15 protein-coding genes are annotated in these 17,633 nt (G+C 65.2%); 10 read left to right on the forward strand and 5 right to left on the reverse strand.

Features of this window, described 5'->3' with window-relative positions; all coding sequences use genetic code 11:
* Positions 1-53 precede the first annotated feature (53 nt).
* Positions 54-719: a lipase secretion chaperone gene (locus tag HY019_RS10480; RefSeq protein WP_290691745.1), complete on the forward strand. Its 666-nt coding sequence runs from the start codon at positions 54-56 to the stop codon at positions 717-719.
* Positions 720-741: 22 nt separating this feature from the next.
* On the opposite strand, the gene HY019_RS10485 is transcribed toward HY019_RS10480, so the two are convergent.
* The gene (locus HY019_RS10485; protein WP_290691747.1) at positions 742-1,800 is read right to left on the reverse strand and encodes an AraC family transcriptional regulator; all 1,059 of its coding nucleotides are present in this window, start codon (positions 1,798-1,800) and stop codon (positions 742-744) included.
* Positions 1,801-1,945: 145 nt separating this feature from the next.
* Here HY019_RS10485 and HY019_RS10490 point away from each other — a divergent pair, with 145 nt between their 5' ends.
* Both HY019_RS10490 and dapA read left to right on the forward strand, forming a co-directional pair.
* The gene (locus tag HY019_RS10490; protein ID WP_290691752.1) at positions 1,946-2,782 is read left to right on the forward strand and encodes a prohibitin family protein; all 837 of its coding nucleotides are present in this window, start codon (positions 1,946-1,948) and stop codon (positions 2,780-2,782) included.
* Between the two features lie 259 nt (positions 2,783-3,041).
* Complete coding sequence (dapA, locus tag HY019_RS10495) at positions 3,042-3,938, forward strand: 4-hydroxy-tetrahydrodipicolinate synthase (protein WP_290691754.1); 897 nt, start codon at positions 3,042-3,044, stop codon at positions 3,936-3,938.
* Positions 3,939-3,954: 16 nt separating this feature from the next.
* On the opposite strand, the gene HY019_RS10500 is transcribed toward dapA, so the two are convergent.
* On the reverse strand, positions 3,955-4,485 hold the full coding sequence (locus tag HY019_RS10500) for an acyl-homoserine-lactone synthase (protein WP_290691756.1): 531 nt from the start codon (positions 4,483-4,485) through the stop codon (positions 3,955-3,957).
* A gap of 136 nt (positions 4,486-4,621) precedes the next feature.
* Positions 4,622-5,164 (reverse strand): DUF4902 domain-containing protein, encoded by a 543-nt coding sequence (locus tag HY019_RS10505; protein WP_290691758.1) that lies wholly within the window; start codon positions 5,162-5,164, stop codon positions 4,622-4,624.
* Here HY019_RS10505 and HY019_RS10510 point away from each other — a divergent pair.
* A complete protein-coding gene (locus HY019_RS10510; RefSeq protein ID WP_290691760.1) occupies positions 5,135-5,848 on the forward strand; it encodes an autoinducer binding domain-containing protein in 714 nt (237 codons plus the stop codon). The genes HY019_RS10505 and HY019_RS10510 overlap by 30 nt on opposite strands.
* A gap of 192 nt (positions 5,849-6,040) precedes the next feature.
* On the opposite strand, the gene HY019_RS10515 is transcribed toward HY019_RS10510, so the two are convergent.
* The gene (locus HY019_RS10515; protein ID WP_290691762.1) at positions 6,041-7,894 is read right to left on the reverse strand and encodes an ABC transporter ATP-binding protein/permease; all 1,854 of its coding nucleotides are present in this window, start codon (positions 7,892-7,894) and stop codon (positions 6,041-6,043) included.
* Between the two features lie 55 nt (positions 7,895-7,949).
* On the opposite strand from HY019_RS10515, the gene HY019_RS10520 reads away from it, so the two are divergent.
* The 3 genes from HY019_RS10520 (at position 7,950) to HY019_RS10530 (ending at position 9,823) form a co-directional block, all read left to right on the forward strand.
* A complete protein-coding gene (locus tag HY019_RS10520) occupies positions 7,950-8,372 on the forward strand; it encodes an acyl-CoA thioesterase (RefSeq protein WP_290691764.1) in 423 nt (140 codons plus the stop codon).
* Between the two features lie 108 nt (positions 8,373-8,480).
* Positions 8,481-9,017: a glycine zipper 2TM domain-containing protein gene (locus HY019_RS10525; protein WP_290691767.1), complete on the forward strand. Its 537-nt coding sequence runs from the start codon at positions 8,481-8,483 to the stop codon at positions 9,015-9,017.
* Positions 9,018-9,088: 71 nt separating this feature from the next.
* Complete coding sequence (locus HY019_RS10530) at positions 9,089-9,823, forward strand: 2OG-Fe dioxygenase family protein (protein ID WP_290691769.1); 735 nt, start codon at positions 9,089-9,091, stop codon at positions 9,821-9,823.
* Positions 9,824-9,850: 27 nt separating this feature from the next.
* On the opposite strand, the gene HY019_RS10535 is transcribed toward HY019_RS10530, so the two are convergent.
* Positions 9,851-11,215, reverse strand: coding sequence for an NAD(P)-binding domain-containing protein (locus HY019_RS10535; protein WP_290691771.1), 1,365 nt, complete (start codon positions 11,213-11,215; stop codon positions 9,851-9,853).
* A gap of 129 nt (positions 11,216-11,344) precedes the next feature.
* On the opposite strand from HY019_RS10535, the gene HY019_RS10540 reads away from it, so the two are divergent.
* From HY019_RS10540 to HY019_RS10550, 3 genes are read left to right on the forward strand one after another with little or no spacing between them, the layout of a single operon-like run.
* A complete protein-coding gene (locus HY019_RS10540; protein WP_290691773.1) occupies positions 11,345-12,301 on the forward strand; it encodes a hypothetical protein in 957 nt (318 codons plus the stop codon).
* Between the two features lie 21 nt (positions 12,302-12,322).
* Positions 12,323-14,299: a cytochrome c3 family protein gene (locus tag HY019_RS10545; protein WP_290691775.1), complete on the forward strand. Its 1,977-nt coding sequence runs from the start codon at positions 12,323-12,325 to the stop codon at positions 14,297-14,299.
* Positions 14,199-17,624: a cytochrome c3 family protein gene (locus tag HY019_RS10550; RefSeq protein ID WP_290691777.1), complete on the forward strand. Its 3,426-nt coding sequence runs from the start codon at positions 14,199-14,201 to the stop codon at positions 17,622-17,624. Before HY019_RS10545 ends, HY019_RS10550 begins: the two co-directional genes overlap by 101 nt.
* Positions 17,625-17,633 lie beyond the last annotated feature (9 nt).

A 17,633-nucleotide genomic window follows, 5' to 3' on the forward strand; every position in this document is an offset into this window, starting at 1 on the left:
CTTTTTCATGAACACCTGGAGATTCAAACAAAGTGACGCTGAAGAAGTGGTTGGTGATATCGAGCGCAACCGTGGCCCTGGTGGGCCTGGGCATGTGGGCGCTGAGCCCGCAAGTGAGCTCGACCGGCGCAGGGCCGCATCGCGATGGGGTGGCCTCGTGGTTCAGCCATGACAGCCGAGCATCAGGCAACGTGGCATCGGCAGCATATGGCGCATCCACACCGAGCCCCGTCAAACCTGCCTCGCCGCTGGACACCATGATCCTGCCCACCTTCCGCGCCACCGACAAAGGCACGCTGGTCATGGATCAGCAAACGCGCCTGGATGTCGAACGCATCCACGCGCTCTTCCCGCGGGACGAAGCCCTGGCCAAGCTCGACAGCCAGTCCGTCGGCCTGCCCAGCCAGGCGCAGCGCGACCTCAAGGCGCTATATCAGCAGTACAGCCAGTACGCCCAGGCTGTGGCCCAAACCTTCCCGCCGGGCCTGAGCAACGGCACGCTGGAAGAAGCCACGCAACAGCTCAAGGGCCTGCATGAGCTGCGTCAACAGTACTTCGGGGCCGAGGGCGCCGAGACCTTGTTCGGCGAAGAAGAAAAAACCTCGCAGGAGTTGCTGGAGCTGATGCGCAAGCAGGCTGACCCCAAGCTGTCGCTGGAGGACAAGGCCGAGCAGGCGCAAGCGGAATGGAAGAAGCGCCAGCCCCCCGCCCAGCCCTGAAGCCGCCCGGCGCCAACAAGCGTCAGTTGAGCCCGCCCCCGCCCGCCTGCCCGGCCTGCTCGCGGCGAAACGCCCCCGGTGAGCAACCCATCCAGCGCTTGAAGGCGCGGTTGAAGCTGGCGTGGTCGGCAAAGCCCAGCGCCACGGCCAGCTCCGACAAAGGCATGGCGGTGTCACGCAGGTAGCGCTGGGCCTGCGCCTTGCGCACCTCGTCCACCATCAGCCTGAAGTTGGCGCCGGCCTCGTCCAGGCGCCGCTGCATGGTCCGTGCGGGCAGCTTGAGTTCGGTGGCGACGTCCTCCAGGCTCAACGCGCCACTGTCCAGCCGGCGGCGGATCAGGCCACGCACGCGGTCCACGATGCCGTCTTCACCGCGCGATAGCTGCTCCAGTTGCTTGAGCGCCTGGCCCTGCAGCAGGCTGTGGCTGGCCGTGTCACGCGAGACGATGGGCAGGTCCACAAAAGAAGCGTCACCCCACATGGTGTTCGTGTCCTGATCGAAACGCACCGTGCCGCCAAAGATCCGCCGATAGGGCGCCACATCCAGCGGGGCAGGACCCTCGAAGGAGGCATCCAGCTTCAGATCGGGGCAACCGGTGAGCCAACGCAGGCGTTGCGCCCACACCGTCAGCGACAGGCGTGCCAGCCTGTGAGAGGTCTCGGCCGAAGCCGGCACCAGGCGCAACAGGAAGCGCGGCCCATCCAGGCCACGCTGCACCTCGAAGACGTCATTGAGCAGGTGATGAAAGCGCCGCAGCAGCTTGGCCAGCTCTACCACGGTGCCACTGGTCATCAAGGTGAAGCCCAGCAGCCCGGCATGCCAAGGCTTGAACTGCTCGGCCAGTTGCGGCACCAGGTCCGGTGAGCCCAGCAAGGCTTCCACCGTGTCCATCAAGGCATGCCACTCGGTGAGCGTGCAACGTGCCAAGGGGTCACGCTCCTCCAGATGGCGCAGGTAGGCGGGATCGAGCCGCGGCATCAGGTCAGGCCGGCTTTGCTGCAACTGGCTGACCAGCGTGCGCGCAAAGGTCACGTTGAGCGTGCGGGGTGCGAGAGCAGGGTTCGATCGGGTGGCGGGCATGGGCAAGCGCAGAAACACAAAGGTGCCGGGCAGCCCCATTGTCAATCGGATCGCATGGCACGCACATCGGTAATCTCACCCACGGCTCACCCATGGCATGCGCATGACAGAATCACCCAACAGCCCATGACACAAGGAGGATGGCATGCCCGTGATCGACAACTTCCCCAATCGCAATCAAAGCCTCGTGCGCAAGGTGGCCGCCACGGGCTTCGTACTGTTCGGGCTGTACCTGCTCAGCCCCGTGGTCGTGATCACGGCAGGCGACCGGGGCGTGATGACCACCTTCGGCCGCGCCGATGACCAGGTCTACCAGCCCGGCATCCACTTCCGCATCCCCCTGGCCCAGTCCATGCACATGATGGACGTGCGCCTGCAAAAAGGCGAAGGCGAAGGTGACGCGGCATCGAAGGACCTGCAGTCCGTCCACACGCGCATCGCCATCAACTACCACCTGGACCCCAAGGACGTCGTCAACGTCTTTCGCAACATCGGGCCCAGTGCCGACATCGCGGCCGATCGCATCATCATCCCCGCTGCACAGGAAGCCGTGAAGGCCGTGACGGCACGCTTCACCGCAGAAGAGCTGGTGTCGCGCCGCACCGAGGTGCGTGATGCCATCGGGGCTTTGCTGCGCGAGAAGATGCAGCGCCACGGCCTGATGCTCGATGAGTTCGCCATCGTGAACTTCGCCTTCTCGCGCTCGTTCTCGGAGGCCATCGAAGCCAAGGTCAAGGCCGAGCAGGAAAAGCTCAAGGCCGAGCGCGACCTGCAACGCATCGAGGTGGAGGCCAAGCAGAAGGTGGCCAGCGCCAAGGCCGAAGCCGATGCCCTGGCCCTGCAACGCCAGCAGATCACGGCCGACCTGCTGGCCCTGCGCCGCATCGAGAACGAGCGCGAGGCCATCCGCAAATGGGACGGCAAGCTGCCCAATGTGACCGGTGGCACCGTGCCCTTCATTCAGGTGGATGGCAAGCACTGACGCGCCCCACTAGAATGCCCAGCATGGACACCCGCCCGACCACCTTCATCAGCCTTCGCACCCGCGAAGCTGCGGTCGTCGTGTCCAAAGCCAAAAAACAGCTGCTCGTCTGACCGGGGCTGCTGCTGCCGTCAGATGAGCGACGGTAACAGCCTGCCAACGGTCAGGGCCTTGCAGCCCCACCCCAGCCCAGACAACGCCCAAGCCCATCCGGACGGTTCTTGATACCGGTCTGTTGGTGTTTGCATTGGAGCGTTACATGACTGATCTCTCAGGGATCTGGGTGGCCATCGTCACCCCCTTTCTCGGCCCCACCTTCAGCCCGGCCCAAGGCCTGGGTGTGGACCATGCGGCCTTGCGGCAGTTGGTCCAGCACCTCAAGCAGGCGGAAGTCACCGGCCTGGTGGCCCTGGGCAGCACGGGCGAGCCCGCTGCGCTGGACGATGACGAGCAAAATGCCGTGCTCGACACGGTGCTGGACGCGGCGCAAGGCTTGCCGGTGATCGCCGGGCTGGCGGGCAACCATGTGGGCCACCTGCATGCCAGACTGGCCCACCTCAACACCTTGCCCCTGCATGCCGTGCTGAGCCCCGCGCCCTATTACGTGCGCCCCTCCCAAGCGGGGCTGGTCGCGCATTTCAAGGCGCTGGCCGACGCCTCGCGCGCGCCCCTCATGCTGTATGACATCCCCTACCGGACCGGCGTGCAGATGGACCTGGACACCCTGCTCACGCTGGCCGCACACGAACACATCATCGGCCTCAAGGACTGCGGCGGTTCGCTGGACAAGACCCAGCAGCTGATCGCCGATGGCCGGCTACAGGTGCTCAGTGGTGAAGACGCGCTGATCTTCCACAACCTGTGCCTGGGTGGTGCGGGTGCCATCACGGCGGCCGCGCAGGTGGCACCACAAGCCTTCATGGCCATGTACCAGGCGCTGCGCGAAGGGCAACTGGCGCCGGCGCGCGCGTTGCAGCACCAACTGGCGCCGCTGATCCGCAGCCTGTTCAGCGAGCCCAACCCGGCGCTCGTCAAGGCAGAACTGGCCCGACAAGGCCTTGTGCTGCCGCATCTGAGGCCCCCCTTGCTGGAGGCAAGCGCCGGTGCTGCGCAGGCCCTGGAGGCCTGCATGCATGCGCTGGCCGCCGGGGGCTGAAGCGCCGAGGCCTCAGTCAGGCCTGCACGTCGATCCAGCAGGCGATCAGCAGTTGCCCACCCCAGAGCACGGGCGGGCCGCTGCGTCGGGCCTCCACGCCCACACGGCGCAGCAGGCGCTCCATGCCATAAGGGGAGACGGTGATCAGACGCTTGGCGCCCAGGTCGGCCGCCCTGTCCAGCACGGCCCTGGCCAGCAGGCGCGTGCGCATCAGGTCACCATCGGTATCGGCCCCATCCGGGCCGCTGGCCGAGCTGGCCCAGGTGGCAAAGCGAGACACCTCCCAGACCGAGGCGTCCGAGGGCAGCGGCTGCCCATGCATCAGGACGGGGAACACCTCGCCCAGCAGATAGGGGTGGTCGGTCGGCAGCAGGCGGGCACAGCCGCAGATGGCGCCATCGTCCTGCCGGGCCAGGACGTACTCGGTGTCCGCTCGATCGAACTGGTCCAGCTCCTGCCCCACAGGGCAATCCAGGGGCCACCCCAATCGGTTGACGAATACCTCATACCGGTATGCAGACAAATCCCTGTACGCGATATCTGACATATCCGCTTTTCTACCGAAGATCGTCTTCATGAATACTCCCCAAATGGGGATATTCAAGTGCACGCGTTCGGCGCGCTCAACTGAAACCAATGACAGTTGCCGCGCGTGTGCGCTTGTGCATGCCGGGGCCGCCCCCTTAATGCAGAACGGGCGGAAAGCCTGCAGAAGCAACCGGGGTCAAGGGCGTGGCGACATGCGCCAGCTCCACGGTCAGCTGTTGCGGCCAGGACAAACTGGCCAGGTATTGACGCAACAGGTACTCGGACGCTTTCGCCCCCAGGTCGGCCATGGCCTCCACCGTCACCAGCATCACATTGCTGCGCACGTCCCAGGGCGCCATGCGCACCTGCATGGTCGGGGCATCGACATACCAATCCCACCCGATTGACAGATGGATCGCCGGCACCCACCATTCCGTATAGCCCGCCTGACGACAGGGAATACAAAGGCTGTCAAGCATGCCTTTTACACTAGGGTCTTGCGCACTGCACAAATGCACGAGGTGCATGGCTTTCAATTCCGCCAGCGTGAGGCGCAGGTAGCCGTCGGGGTGGTGCCGGGTTTGCGGTAATCGTTTCATCATCAAATGATGGTAGGTGATTCGATCGCATCGCGGGATGTCAGAAATATCAGGTCGAAGAGGTTGCGCTTGATCCTGTCCAGCCAGACGATTCTTCAAGAAGCCATCGGCAGTGGCGGCCTGACCGCGGCCATCGGACACCTGACCCAAGTCTCCCAGAATCTGGGCTTCCCCTTCTTTGCCTATGGCGTGCGATGTCCCCTTCCGATCTCGCAACCGCGAATCGAGATGGCCAGCAACTACCCCGATGCCTGGCAACAGCAGTACCAGGCCCGTCATTACGCCCAGATCGACCCCACGGTTCGGCACTGCACCCGCGTCACCACGCCCGTGCTGTGGGACGCATCCGCCTTTGACGAGCGCCACTTCGCCGAGCAGGCCATGTCCCACGGCATCCGAACCGGGGTCTCGATCAGCGTGCGGGACGCCCAGGGCCGCCTCGGCATGGTGACCCTGGCCCGAGACCAGACCCTCTGCACACCCGATGAGTTCGCCCACATCGAAGGCAGCCTGACGCTGCTGGGGCAACTCACACACGCCGCCCTGGTTGAAAAGCTCGTTCAGCGCAGCAGCCAGCCGGCGCCCGCGCCCGCACTCAGCGAGCGGGAGTTGGAAGTGCTCAAGTGGACGGCCGAAGGCAAGACCTCCGGCGAGGTGGCCATGATCATGAACATCACCGAACGCACGGTGAACTTCCACATCAGCAACTGCATCGTGAAGCTGGATGCCTCCAACAAGCTGCACGCGGCGGTCAAGGCGGCGATGTCGGGGCTGCTGGGCTGATCTCCTCGGCTTGCCTCAGCGGATCTGTGCCTTCATTGAACGTCTGCGCGCTCGTTGGACATGGAAGAAGGCTCCCTGGATTTTGTATATTGCCCGGGAGTGTGTTGACACCCTTGCGCGCGGGCAACTGTCATGGTTGACAGTTCCCGCCAGGTGGCCTTCGTGCAGGGGTAGGCGCGCAGGGTTGACGGGTCAGGCCATGTCGGCGTCGGCGTTGGCCACCTGCGCCTCATGGCCACCTGCCTGCTGCAGGCGCCACATCTGCGCGTAGCGGCCATTGGCGGCCAGCAGCTGCGGGTGCGTGCCGCGCTCGATGATGCGGCCGTGGTCCATCACCAGGATCTCGTGCGCATGCACGATGGTGGACAGGCGGTGCGCAATGACCAGCACCGTCTTGCCTTGCGCCACCGCGGCCAGCTCGGCCTGGATGGCGCGCTCGTTGGCCGAGTCCAGGGCCGAGGTGGCCTCGTCGAACACGAGGATGGGCGGGTCCTTGAGCAAGGTGCGGGCAATGGCCACACGTTGCTTCTCGCCACCTGAGAGCTTCAGCCCCCGCTCGCCCACCATGGTGTCATAGCCCTTGGGCGTGCTGCTGATGAAGTCGTGGATGCGCGCCGCCCTGGCCGCGGCCATCACCTCGTCCTGCGACGCTTCGGGCCGGCCGTAGGCGATGTTGTAGGCCACCGTGTCGTTGAAGAGCACGGTGTCCTGCGGCACGATGCCGATGCTGCGGCGCAGGCTGTCTTGCGTGAGGCCCTTGATGTCATGCCCGTTGACGGTGACACGGCCGCCCTGCACGTCATAAAAGCGGTAGAGCAGGCGCGCCAGCGTGGACTTGCCCGAGCCCGAGGGCCCGACCACGGCCACGGTCTGGCCCGCCGGGATCTCGAAGCTCACTTCATGCAGGATGGGGCGCGCAGGGTCATAGGCGAACTCGACGTGGTCGAAGCGCACCGAGGGTGGCCCCTTGAGCAACAGCGGCTTGGCGTCAGGCGAATCGGCCACCTCGCGGTCACGCAGCATCAGCGTGAACATCTTGTCCAGGTCGGTCAGCGACTGCTTGATCTCGCGGTAGATCACGCCCAGGAAGTTCAGCGGGATGTAGAGCTGGATCATGAAGGCGTTGACCATGACCAGGTCACCCACCGTCATGCGCCCGGCCACCACGCCGCCTGTGGCCCGCCACAGCATCAGGATCAGGCCCATGGCGATGATGGTCTGCTGGCCGGTGTTGAGCAGGGACAAGGTTTGCTGCGTCTTGACACCGGCGCGGCGCAGGCGCTCCAGGGCCTCGTCGTAACGACGGGTCTCGAAGGCTTCGTTGTTGAAGTACTTGACGGTCTCGTAGTTGAGCAGGGAGTCGATGGCGCGGGTGTGGGCCTTGGAGTCCAGCTCGTTCATCTCGCGGCGAAAGCGCGTGCGCCATTGCGTGACCGACACGGTGAAGGCGATGTAGATCACCAGCGCGGCCAGCGTGATCCAGGCAAACACCATGTCGAACTTGATGGCCAGCAGGGACAGCACCATCGTGACCTCGATCAGCGTGGGCACGATGCTGTAGAGCGAGTACGAAATCAGCGAGTGCACGGCACGGGTGCCGCGCTCGATGTCGCGGGTCATGCCACCAGTCTGGCGCTCCAGGTGAAAGCGCAGGCTCAACGCGTGCAGGTGCGAGAACACCTGCAGCGAGATGCTGCGCGCCGCGCCTTCGGTGGCCTTGGCAAATACCAGCTCGCGCAACTCGGTGAACAAGGAGGTGGACAGGCGCAGCAAGCCATACGCCACCAGCAGCCCCACCGGCACGACCAGCATGGCCTGGGCGCTGTTGGCGTTGGGCGCCAGCTTGTCGACCAGGGACTTGAGCAGCAGCGGCACCCCCACATTGGCCACCTTGGCGCCGATCATGAAGGCCAGGGCCAGCACCACACGGCCTTTGTAGGCCCACAGATAGGGCCACAGGCGAGCGAGGGTGTCGCGGTCGGAACGGGGGGATTCCGTGGCGGAAGCCTGGTTTTCAGGCGCGGGGATGTGTGCGAAGCGGCGCATTCTGGAACAATGCTTTTCCTGATGTTGTAGAGGCCGATTGTCGGCCCGATTCCCCATGACCGTTGCGCCACCGCCCAATACCCTGCTGACCCCCTCCGACCTGCACCCCGAAATGGAGCTGGTCATGCGGGTGATGCCCATGCCCAAGGATGCCAACGGCAACGGTGACATCTTTGGTGGCTGGATCATGTCGCAGGTGGACCTGGCCGCGTGCGTGCTGCCGGCGCGGGTGTCGCGCGGGCGCGTGACCACGGTGGCGGTCAACGAGTTTGTTTTTCGCAATGCGGTGTCCGTGGGCGACTTGTTGTCCTTCTACGCCCGCGTCGAGAAGATCGGCAACACCTCGATCACCGTGCACGTCGAGGTCTGGGCCGAGCGCCGCCCGGCCGACCCCATCCTGGTCAAGGTCACCGAGGCGCACGTCACCTACGTGGCCATTGACCGCGACGGTAAACCGCGCCCGGCTCGGCCGGTCTGAGCCTGCCAAGGCCGAATACCCCGCCATGGGCTTTGACGCCTGCCCAGAATCAGGCCCGCGTCACCCGTGTCAAACTGATCACGCCCGTCACAGCAAGGTTTTAACGCCATGACATACCGCCATCACCTTCGCCAGGCCCCCACTCGTTCGGCACGGGCCATCAGCCTGCAGGCGCGTCGCCAGCAAATGGTCGCACGCGTGGTCAGCGCCCTCGTCGGGCTGACGCTGGTCGCCGGTGGCTTGCTGACAGCCCTCAACGCGCACGCTGGCACCACGGCCACCGCCAAATCAACGGCATCGGCGGCTTCGGCTGCCGCGGCCACCCATGGCACCGTTCAAGCGGTGCAGGCCGTTCAGGTCAAAGGCAAGGGCAGCGGCGTGGGCGTCGTGGCGGGCGCCGTGCTCGGCGGCCTGGTGGGCAACCAGATGGGCAAGGGCACGGGCAACACGGTGATGACGGTCGGTGGCGCCGTGGCCGGTGGGTATGCCGGCAACGAGGTCGAGAAGAACGTCAAGAAGCAGACCCTGTACAAGACCACGGTCAAGCTGGATGACGGCACAGTGCACGAGTACACCGTCGGCCAGCAATTTGCCGTGGGTGCCAAGGTCAATGTGTCGGGCAAGAAACTGACACTGGCCCACTGAGGCCGCGCAGATTTGATGCGCCTCAAGCCCTGCTGGCAAGCGGGGCTCGCGGTTCGTGCGAGGATCGCGGGATGGACGCTTTGAACCCTTCCCCGCTGGAACAGGTTCCTGCCGCGCTGCACAAGCAAGGCTGGGCCGTGATCAGCGCCGATACCCTGCTGAACTGGCTGCGCACCGATCAGGCCACGGCCGACGCCGTGCACGCCAGCTGGAACGACCTCCCGCCCGACCAGCACTTGCGCGACGGTGGCCATTACCGTTTTCGGCGTCACAGCTGCTTCAAGCTGGACCTCGCCACCGGCACTTTGAGCCAGACACCTCACCGCGCCCACTGGCAACCGGTGACCTACAACGCCCTGCATGGCGGCTTTGAGCGGATGTTCCAGCCCATCGAGCCGGCCGTCTGCACGCACCCCATGTGGCAGGCCTTGCTGGCATCGATTGGCGGCCTGCTGGCACAAGCCAAGCCAGTGCCCACCTGGTACATCGAAGCCCACCAGTTCCGCGTGGACACCACGGGCGGCATCGGCCGCCCCACCCCCGAAGGCGCGCACCGCGATGGCGTGGACTTTGTGGCCGTGCTCATGCTGGAGCGCCATGAAGTCAAAGGCGGCGAGACACGCGTGTTCGAAGCCGACGGCCCGCACGGTGTGCGCTTCACGCTGACCCAGCCCTGGAGCACCCTGCTGCTGGACGACGAACGTGTGATCCATGAGTCCACGCCCATCCAGCCGGTGGGCGAACATGGCTGGCGCGACACGCTGGTGCTGACCTTCCGCCAAAGCGCCTTCCAGGGCCCGAACTGAGGGCGCTGGTGCGGCATGCTGGCCTGATCAGGCCGTGCCGTACTTGGTCTCCAGCCGGATGCCGATGGCCTGCAACAGCGGCGTCGGCAGCACCCCGCCTGCACACACGACCACGGTGTCATTGGGCAGCGTGCGCTCGCCCTCTGGCGTCTTCAGTTGCACCTGCGTGGCCTCGATGCACAGCACCGTCGATTGCAGGCAGACCTGGATGCGCCCGGCATCCTGCAGCTGCTTGAGCTTTTGCCGGTTTTTGTCCTTCACGCGCGAGAAGCCCTGGCTGCGATAGGACAAGGTCACCGTGGTACCGGGCTCTTCGGCCAGCGCGATGGCGGCCTCCAAGGCACTGTCCCCACCGCCCACCACGAGCACACGCTGCCCACGGTACTGCTCGGCATCGATCAGGCGGTAGACCACCTTGGCCTGCTCCTCGCCGGGCACGTCCAGCTTGCGTGGTGAACCTCGGCGCCCCAGGGCCAGCAAAACCGCCTTGGCGTGGTAGCTGGCCTGGCTGCTGCGCACGGTGAAGCTGCCGTCTGCGTTGCGGTCGATGCCTTCGAGCTTTTCACCCAACTGCAGGCGCAGGCCGGTTTGCTTGACCACGTCCTGCCAGAAACTCAGCAGGCTTTCCTTGGCCACCTCGGTGCCCAGGTTCATCTCGCCAATGAGGTCCAGCCTGGCGGGGGCCGTCATCACCACCTTGTTGCGCGGGTAGTGGTAGACGGTACCGCCCAGTGCGTCTTCCTGCTCCAGGATGGCATAGCGCAACTGGTGATGCAACGCGCTCAGGCCCGCCGACATGCCCGCGGGGCCAGCGCCCACGATGACCACATCCAAGGGCGTGTCGACGCGGCTCTGTTGCACGCGCTGGCGCATCGCCTGCATGGCCTGGCGCCCCTGCTCGGTGGTCTTGCGAATCAGGCCCATGCCGCCCAGCTCGCCGGCAATGAAGATGCCCGGCACATTGGTTTCAAACTCCTTGCTCAGCACCGGGATGTCCACCCCGCGCTCGGCCGTGCCGAACACCAGCGACAAGGCCTGGCTGGGGCAAGCTGTGACGCAGGCGCCATGGCCGATGCAGGCCGAGGCGTTGACCAGCGTGGCCTTGCCATCGACGATGCCCAGCGCTTGTTCGGGGCAGGCTTTCACGCAGGCACCCGAGCCAAAACAGCGATTAGGGTCCACCACCGGGTGCAAGGAGGCCGGCTCGTTCAGGCCCGCCTGACGCGACGCCGTCAAGGCGAGTTCGGCAGCCTGGAGCTTGCGGTGGCGCAACAGCAGGTGCAGGCCCACGGCCAGGGCGGCTGCACCACCATAAACAGCGAAATAAGCAGGTATCAACATGAAGACAGGACTGTGCCAGCGACCACAAGCGGCGGGGCTGATCGAGATCATCAGCCCCGCCTGAATTCTGTAAGCGATGTTAAACGTGTGCAAATCGCACATTTTCATAGGGTCCCTCTGGCTAGAATCCGGACGACGGGCTCACAAGGCCTTTCTTCATCTTTCGCAGTACAGGCCCCCATGAGTGCCACCAGCTCGACTTTCAATGCGGCCGACACGGCCGGTGCGTCGTCATCCGCCCGCCCGGCAGGCTCGGCCGAGGCGAAAAACGCCGTGGGCGCTGTGGCCGTCGCACGTGCCCGCCTGCGCACCGACCTGCTCATCTACGTTGGCGTGGCCGCCCTCACGCTGAGCGCGTGGTGGGTCTCGCTGCAAGGCTGGTTCACGCCCTGGTCGCGCACCGGCTACTGGCTGGGGGTGGCGGGCGGTGTGGCCATGCTGCTGCTCTTCACCTACCCTTTGCGCAAGCGCTGGCGCGTCACCTACAACTGGGGCGCCTCCAAATACTGGTTCGTGGCGCACATGGTGCTGGGCATCATGGGGCCCTGGCTGATCCTGCTGCACTCGACCTTCCACATCGGCTCGACCAATGCAGCCGTGGCGCTGTTTTCCATGGTCATCGTGGCCCTCAGCGGCGTGGTCGGGCGCTTTCTGTATGTGCGGCTTCATGCCGACCTGCGCGGCGAGAAGGCCACGCTGGCCGGCTTGCGCGGCGCCATGGGCAACCAGCACCAGGCCGCCGACACGCGCCTGCAAGGCATGCCTGGCGTGCTAGACGCGCTGCACGCGTTCGAGCGCGACACGCTGGACGCCAGGCCGAAACAAGGCGCCCGCCACCTGTGGCGCCTGTTCGTGCTGCCCATCCGGCGCCAGCGCGTGGCGCAGCAATGCAAGGCCGAGGTGAAGAAGCTCATCAAGCAAGGGGCGAGCGGGCAGAAGTGGTCCAAGACACAGGCCCTGTCACGCTACCGTGCCTGCTGTGAACAGGTGGACAGCTACGCCATGGCCGTGCAGCGCGCGGCGCAGTTCCAGACCTTCGAGCGCCTGTTCTCCATGTGGCATGTGGCCCATGTGCCCTTCGTGTGGATCATGGTGCTGTGCGCCGTCTTCCATGTTGTGGCCGTGCATGCCTATTGACGACCGCATCGAGCCATCGACATGAGCTTGCGCTGGTTGCGCCGCTTTGGCTTGCTGATCGGGCTGCTGCTGGCCGCCCTGCTGGCACCTGCGCACGCGCAGTCCATCGAGTCGGTGCTGGCGCCGGGTGAGGTCATCGCGGGCCACGCCAAGGTCGAGCACGAGTGCGCCAACTGCCACGTGCGCTTCAACCCCAAGGGGCAGGATGCCCTGTGCATGGCCTGCCACAAGGAGGTCGGCCAAGACATGAAGGCCCGCACCGGTTTTCACGGCCGCCAGCCTGCGGCCACCTGCCGCAGTTGCCACACCGACCACAAGGGGCGCCAGGCCAAAATCGTGCAGCTGGACACCAAACGCTTTGACCACAAGCAGACCGACTACCTGCTCAAGGCCAGGCACCTGGACGTGGCCTGCGACAAGTGCCACGCCAGCGGCAAGAAGTACTGGCAAGCCACCAGCGAATGCCTGAGCTGCCACAAGAAAGATGACGTGCACAAGGGCGGCATCAGCGGCAAGTGCGCGGACTGCCACACCGAAACGGGCTGGAAGCACACCGACTTCGACCACGGCAAGAAGACCCACTTCGCGCTGGAAGACAAGCACGCCACCAAGGCCAAGTGCGACGACTGCCACAGCAATGGCCGCTACAAGGACACGCCCAAGACCTGCATTGGTTGCCACAAGAAGGACGACGAGCACAAGGGCCAGTTCGGCGCCAAGTGCGAGACCTGCCACGGCGCCAAGGCCTGGAAGACGGTCAACTTCAACCACGACACCGACACGTCTTATGACCTGAAGGGCAAGCACCGCAAGACCGCCTGCACCGATTGCCACACCGGCCCGCTGTACAAACAGAAGCTGCCCGAACAATGCTGGGATTGCCACAAGAAAGACGACAAGCACAAGGAGAGCCTGGGCAAGGACTGCGCCTCGTGCCACAGCGAAAGCGGCTGGAAAGACCCGCCCCGCTTTGACCACGGCAAGACCCGCTTCCCCCTGCTGGGCAAACACGGCAAGGTCGAGTGCAAGGACTGCCACCAGAGCGCCATGTACAAAGAGGCGCCCATGGACTGCCATGCATGCCACAAGAAGGATGACAAGCACGAGGGCACGCTGGGCAAAGCCTGTGTGGACTGCCACTCCGAGCGCGACTGGCGCGCCACCGCTGGCCGCTTCGACCATGACAAGACCCGCTTTGCGCTGCGCAACGCCCATGCGCGCGGCCAGATCAAGTGCAGCGACTGCCACAAGGGCGGCCTCAAGGCGTTCCGCAACACGGAGATGGCCTGTTATGCCTGCCACAAGAAGGACGACAAGCACGAGGGCACACAGGGCCAGCAATGCGCGCAATGCCACGGCGACAAGGACTGGAAGGCCACCTTGTTCGACCACGGCAAGACACGCTTTGCGTTAACCGGCAGCCACAACCGGGTCGAATGCAAGGGCTGTCATGCAACAAAACGTTTCAATGACGTGCAGCGCGACTGCGTGGCCTGCCATCGCAAAGACGACCGCCACAAGGCCAAATTGGGCGCCCGTTGCGAGACCTGCCACAACACACGCAGCTGGAAATCCTGGGATTTCAACCACGCCAGACAGACGTCCTACCCCCTCACAGGTGAACACATCCGCGTGACCTGTGAAGCGTGTCACACCCAAGCTGCCCCAAGCGGCAAAACCGTGGCCGAGACCGGCCAGCGCTGCCTCGACTGCCACAGCAAGGACGACACCCACGACGGCCAGTTCGGCGTGCGCTGCGAGCAGTGCCATTCGACCAAAGGCTGGAAACAACTTGAAAAACACTTCAGCCTGCGCCCGGACAATATCCCTACAATGAATGTGCAGTTTTCACATTTAGCAGTTGTAGTCGCAGTTTGCAGTACCCCGCCCTTCGTTCATGACGCCCACCCACCTCATCAGGCCCTGGATCCAAGCCGCCGCGTTCGCGCTGCTGCTGGTCTTGGGTTTGATGCTGGGTGTGGTGCCCGGGCGGGTTGAGGCCCAGACGGCCGCTACCAGCAAGTTCGATCACTTCAAGACCGGCTTCCCGCTCAGCGGTGCGCACGGCACCTTGCGCTGCGAGTCCTGCCACACCAACGGGATCTTCAAGGGCACCCCCAAGGACTGCCAGACCTGCCACACCACCGGCTCGCGTCTGTCCAAGTCCAACGTGGTGATGCCGCCCACGCACATCCCGACCAACACGGCCACCCAGACCTGCGACAGCTGCCACGGCACGCAGACCTTCACCAACCCGCGCTTCAGCCACACCACGGACGTGCCGCCTGGCACCAGCTGCCAGACCTGCCACGATGGTGTGCGCACCCAAGGCAAGCCAGCGGCTCACATCCCCACGCGTGCGGCCTGCGACACTTGCCACACCACCCGCAACTGGAACAGCGCCCGGCCTGACCACAGCGGCTTCAACACCTCGACCAACTGCGCCTCCTGCCACAACGGCGCCACAGCCAGCGGCAAGAGCTCGAACCACATCCCCGTCACGGCCAACTGCATCAGTTGCCACAACGTGAATGGCTGGAAGCCCACCAGCTGGAGCCACACCCAGGTCAACGTTGCCGGCGCCTGCTCGACCTGCCACTCTGGCGCCTTCCCGCCTGCCGATGGCCGGCCAGCCAACCACATCCCCTATCAGTCGCTCTCTGGCGTGGCCATCAGCAACTGCGACAGCTGCCACAAGGGTGGGTTCAACTCCTGGAACCCCGGGCTGTTCCACGCCAACGTGGCCGTCTCCGGCCAGTGCGCCAGTTGCCACCTCACCACCGCATTCAGCCTGACGGCCAAGCCGGCCACGGCCACACACAGCACGGTGACGGGCAACTGCGAGTCCTGCCACAACAGCACGGGATGGAACAGCGTCAAGGTCGATCACAGCAAGCTGCCACCGGGCGCGCAATGCGCCACGTGCCACAATGGCTCGACCGCGACCGGCAAGCCGGGCAACCACATTCCGGTGTCCGCCAACTGCAGCACCTGCCACAGCACCACCGGCTGGAAGCCCACCAACTGGAACCACACGCAGGTGCTGGTCGCCGGTCAGTGTTCCACCTGCCACTCCGGCAGCTTCCCGCCCGCGGATGGGCGGCCGGGCAACCACATCCCTTATCAGTCGCTCAGCGGCGTGGCCATCGCCAACTGCGACAGCTGCCACAAAGGCGGCTACAGCAGCTGGAACCCCGGGCGCTTCCACAGCAACGTCAGCGTCATTGGCCAGTGCGCCACCTGCCACCTGAGCAGCGCCTATGGCTTGACCAGCAAGCCGGCCAATGCCACCCACAGCGCGGTCACGGGCAATTGCGAGTCCTGCCACAACACCAGCGGCTGGGCGGGTGCCAAGGTCGATCACAGCGGCTTCAATGCCAGCACCCAGTGCGCCACCTGCCACAACGGCGGCACCGCCACGGGCAAGCCCGGCAGCCACATCCCCGTGACCGTCAACTGCTACAGCTGCCACGCCACCACGGGCTGGACACCGACCAAGTGGAACCACACCCAGGTCACCGTGGCGGGCACCTGCTCGACCTGCCACTCCGGCGCCTTCCCGCCGGCTGATGGCCGCCCCAGCAACCACATCCCTTATCAATCGCTGACCGGTGCCGCCATCAGCAACTGCGACAGCTGCCACAAGGGGGGCTATACCGCCTGGAACCCAGGGCGCTTCCACAGCAATGTCAGCATCGTGGGCCAGTGCGCCACCTGCCACCTCACATCGGCCTATGGCCTGACCACCAAGCCCGCCGACACCACCCACAGCACCGTGAGCGGCGGCTGCGAGTCCTGCCACAACACCAGCGGCTGGGCCGGCGCCAAGGTGGACCACAGCAAGTTCACGGCAGCCACGCAGTGCGCTTCTTGCCACAACGGCAGCACGGCCACGGGCAAGCCGGGTAGCCACATCCCCGTGACAGCCAACTGCTACAGCTGCCACAACGTGACGGGCTGGACACCAACGAAGTGGAACCACACCCAGGTCACCGTGGCCGGCACCTGCTCGAGCTGCCACTCCGGCGCCTTCCCGCCGGCCGATGGCCGCCCCAGCAACCACATCCCTTATCAATCGTTGACCGGTGCGGCCATCACCAACTGCGACAGCTGCCACAAGAGCGGCTACAGCGCCTGGAACCCGGGGCGCTTCCACAGCAATGTCAGCATCATCGGGCAATGCGCCACCTGCCACCTCACCGCAGTCTATGGCTTGACCAGCAAGCCGGCTGACAGCCTGCACGCCACGGTGACGGGCGGCTGCGAGTCCTGCCATAACACCAGCGGTTGGACCGGGGCCAAGGTCGACCACAGCAAGTTCACCGCGGCCACGCAGTGCGCCTCCTGCCACAACGGCAGCGCCGCCACCGGCAAGCCCGGCAGCCACATCCCCGTGACGGCCAACTGCTACAGCTGCCACAACACCACGGGCTGGACACCGACCAAGTGGAACCACACCCAGGTCACCGTGACGGGCGTGTGCTCGACCTGCCACTCAGGCGCCTACCCACCGGCCGATGGCCGCCCCAGCAACCACATCCCTTATCAGTCCATCACCGGTGCGGCCATCGGCAACTGCGACAGCTGCCACAAGAGCGGCTATGCGGCCTGGAACCCCGGGCGCTTTCACGGCAATGTCAGCGTCATCGGCCAGTGTTCGACCTGCCACCTCACGGCCGCTTACGGTCTGACCAGCAAGCCCAATACCGCGCTGCACGCGGGCATTGCCAGCAACTGCGAGTCCTGCCACAAGTCCACGGCCTCCTGGACCAGCGTGACCTACGCCCACTCGGCCGCTAACGCCGTGGGCACCGGCACCTGCGACAACTGCCACAACGGCAGCACCGCCACCGGCAAGCCCAGCAGCCACATCCCCATCCAGGTGGGTGGCGTGAAGTGCGACAGCTGCCACAAGTCCCAGCAAGCCTGGACGACCAGCTTCACGATGAACCACACCGCCGTGAGCGCGCAGGCTTGCAAGACCTGCCACACCCCGACTTACGCTGGTTCAGGCGCCACGGCCAAACCCAACAACCACATCCCTGAGGTGCAGTTGCTCAACGGCTCGATGATGGACTGCAAAGCCTGCCATACCAACACCAATGCAGGCGGCTTCAGCACGGCCGTGATGAACCACAACAACAGCCAGGGCGGCGGATCGGGCTGGTGTTACGCCTGCCACAACGCCGGCACGGCCTACCTGGGCAGCATGGAACGCAAGTCGCTGACCCACCAGAAGAAAACCGGCGTCACCGACTGCTCCCAATCCGGCTGCCACCGACCGCTGGGCGGGGTGGGCAGCACCTACCGCAACTGGAACTGACGCGCGCCA

Source organism: Aquabacterium sp. (assembly GCF_016195855.1).
In the GTDB taxonomy this organism is placed as follows: domain Bacteria; phylum Pseudomonadota; class Gammaproteobacteria; order Burkholderiales; family Burkholderiaceae_C; genus Aquabacterium.

Excerpts from the sequence above, each read along its gene's own strand:
- dapA (WP_290691754.1), top strand. The coding sequence starts at position 3,042 with ATGACTGATCTCTCAGGGATCTGGGTGGCCATCGTCACCCCCTTTCTC.
- HY019_RS10520 (WP_290691764.1), top strand. The coding sequence starts at position 7,950 with ATGACCGTTGCGCCACCGCCCAATACCCTGCTGACCCCCTCCGACCTG.
- HY019_RS10515 (WP_290691762.1), bottom strand. The coding sequence starts at position 7,894 with ATGCGCCGCTTCGCACACATCCCCGCGCCTGAAAACCAGGCTTCCGCC.
- HY019_RS10530 (WP_290691769.1), top strand. The coding sequence starts at position 9,089 with ATGGACGCTTTGAACCCTTCCCCGCTGGAACAGGTTCCTGCCGCGCTG.
- HY019_RS10500 (WP_290691756.1), bottom strand. The coding sequence starts at position 4,485 with ATGTCAGATATCGCGTACAGGGATTTGTCTGCATACCGGTATGAGGTA.
- HY019_RS10485 (WP_290691747.1), bottom strand. The coding sequence starts at position 1,800 with ATGCCCGCCACCCGATCGAACCCTGCTCTCGCACCCCGCACGCTCAAC.
- HY019_RS10525 (WP_290691767.1), top strand. The coding sequence starts at position 8,481 with ATGACATACCGCCATCACCTTCGCCAGGCCCCCACTCGTTCGGCACGG.
- HY019_RS10550 (WP_290691777.1), top strand. The coding sequence starts at position 14,199 with ATGACGCCCACCCACCTCATCAGGCCCTGGATCCAAGCCGCCGCGTTC.
- HY019_RS10535 (WP_290691771.1), bottom strand. The coding sequence starts at position 11,215 with ATGATCTCGATCAGCCCCGCCGCTTGTGGTCGCTGGCACAGTCCTGTC.
- HY019_RS10490 (WP_290691752.1), top strand. The coding sequence starts at position 1,946 with ATGCCCGTGATCGACAACTTCCCCAATCGCAATCAAAGCCTCGTGCGC.
- HY019_RS10545 (WP_290691775.1), top strand. The coding sequence starts at position 12,323 with ATGAGCTTGCGCTGGTTGCGCCGCTTTGGCTTGCTGATCGGGCTGCTG.
- HY019_RS10540 (WP_290691773.1), top strand. The coding sequence starts at position 11,345 with ATGAGTGCCACCAGCTCGACTTTCAATGCGGCCGACACGGCCGGTGCG.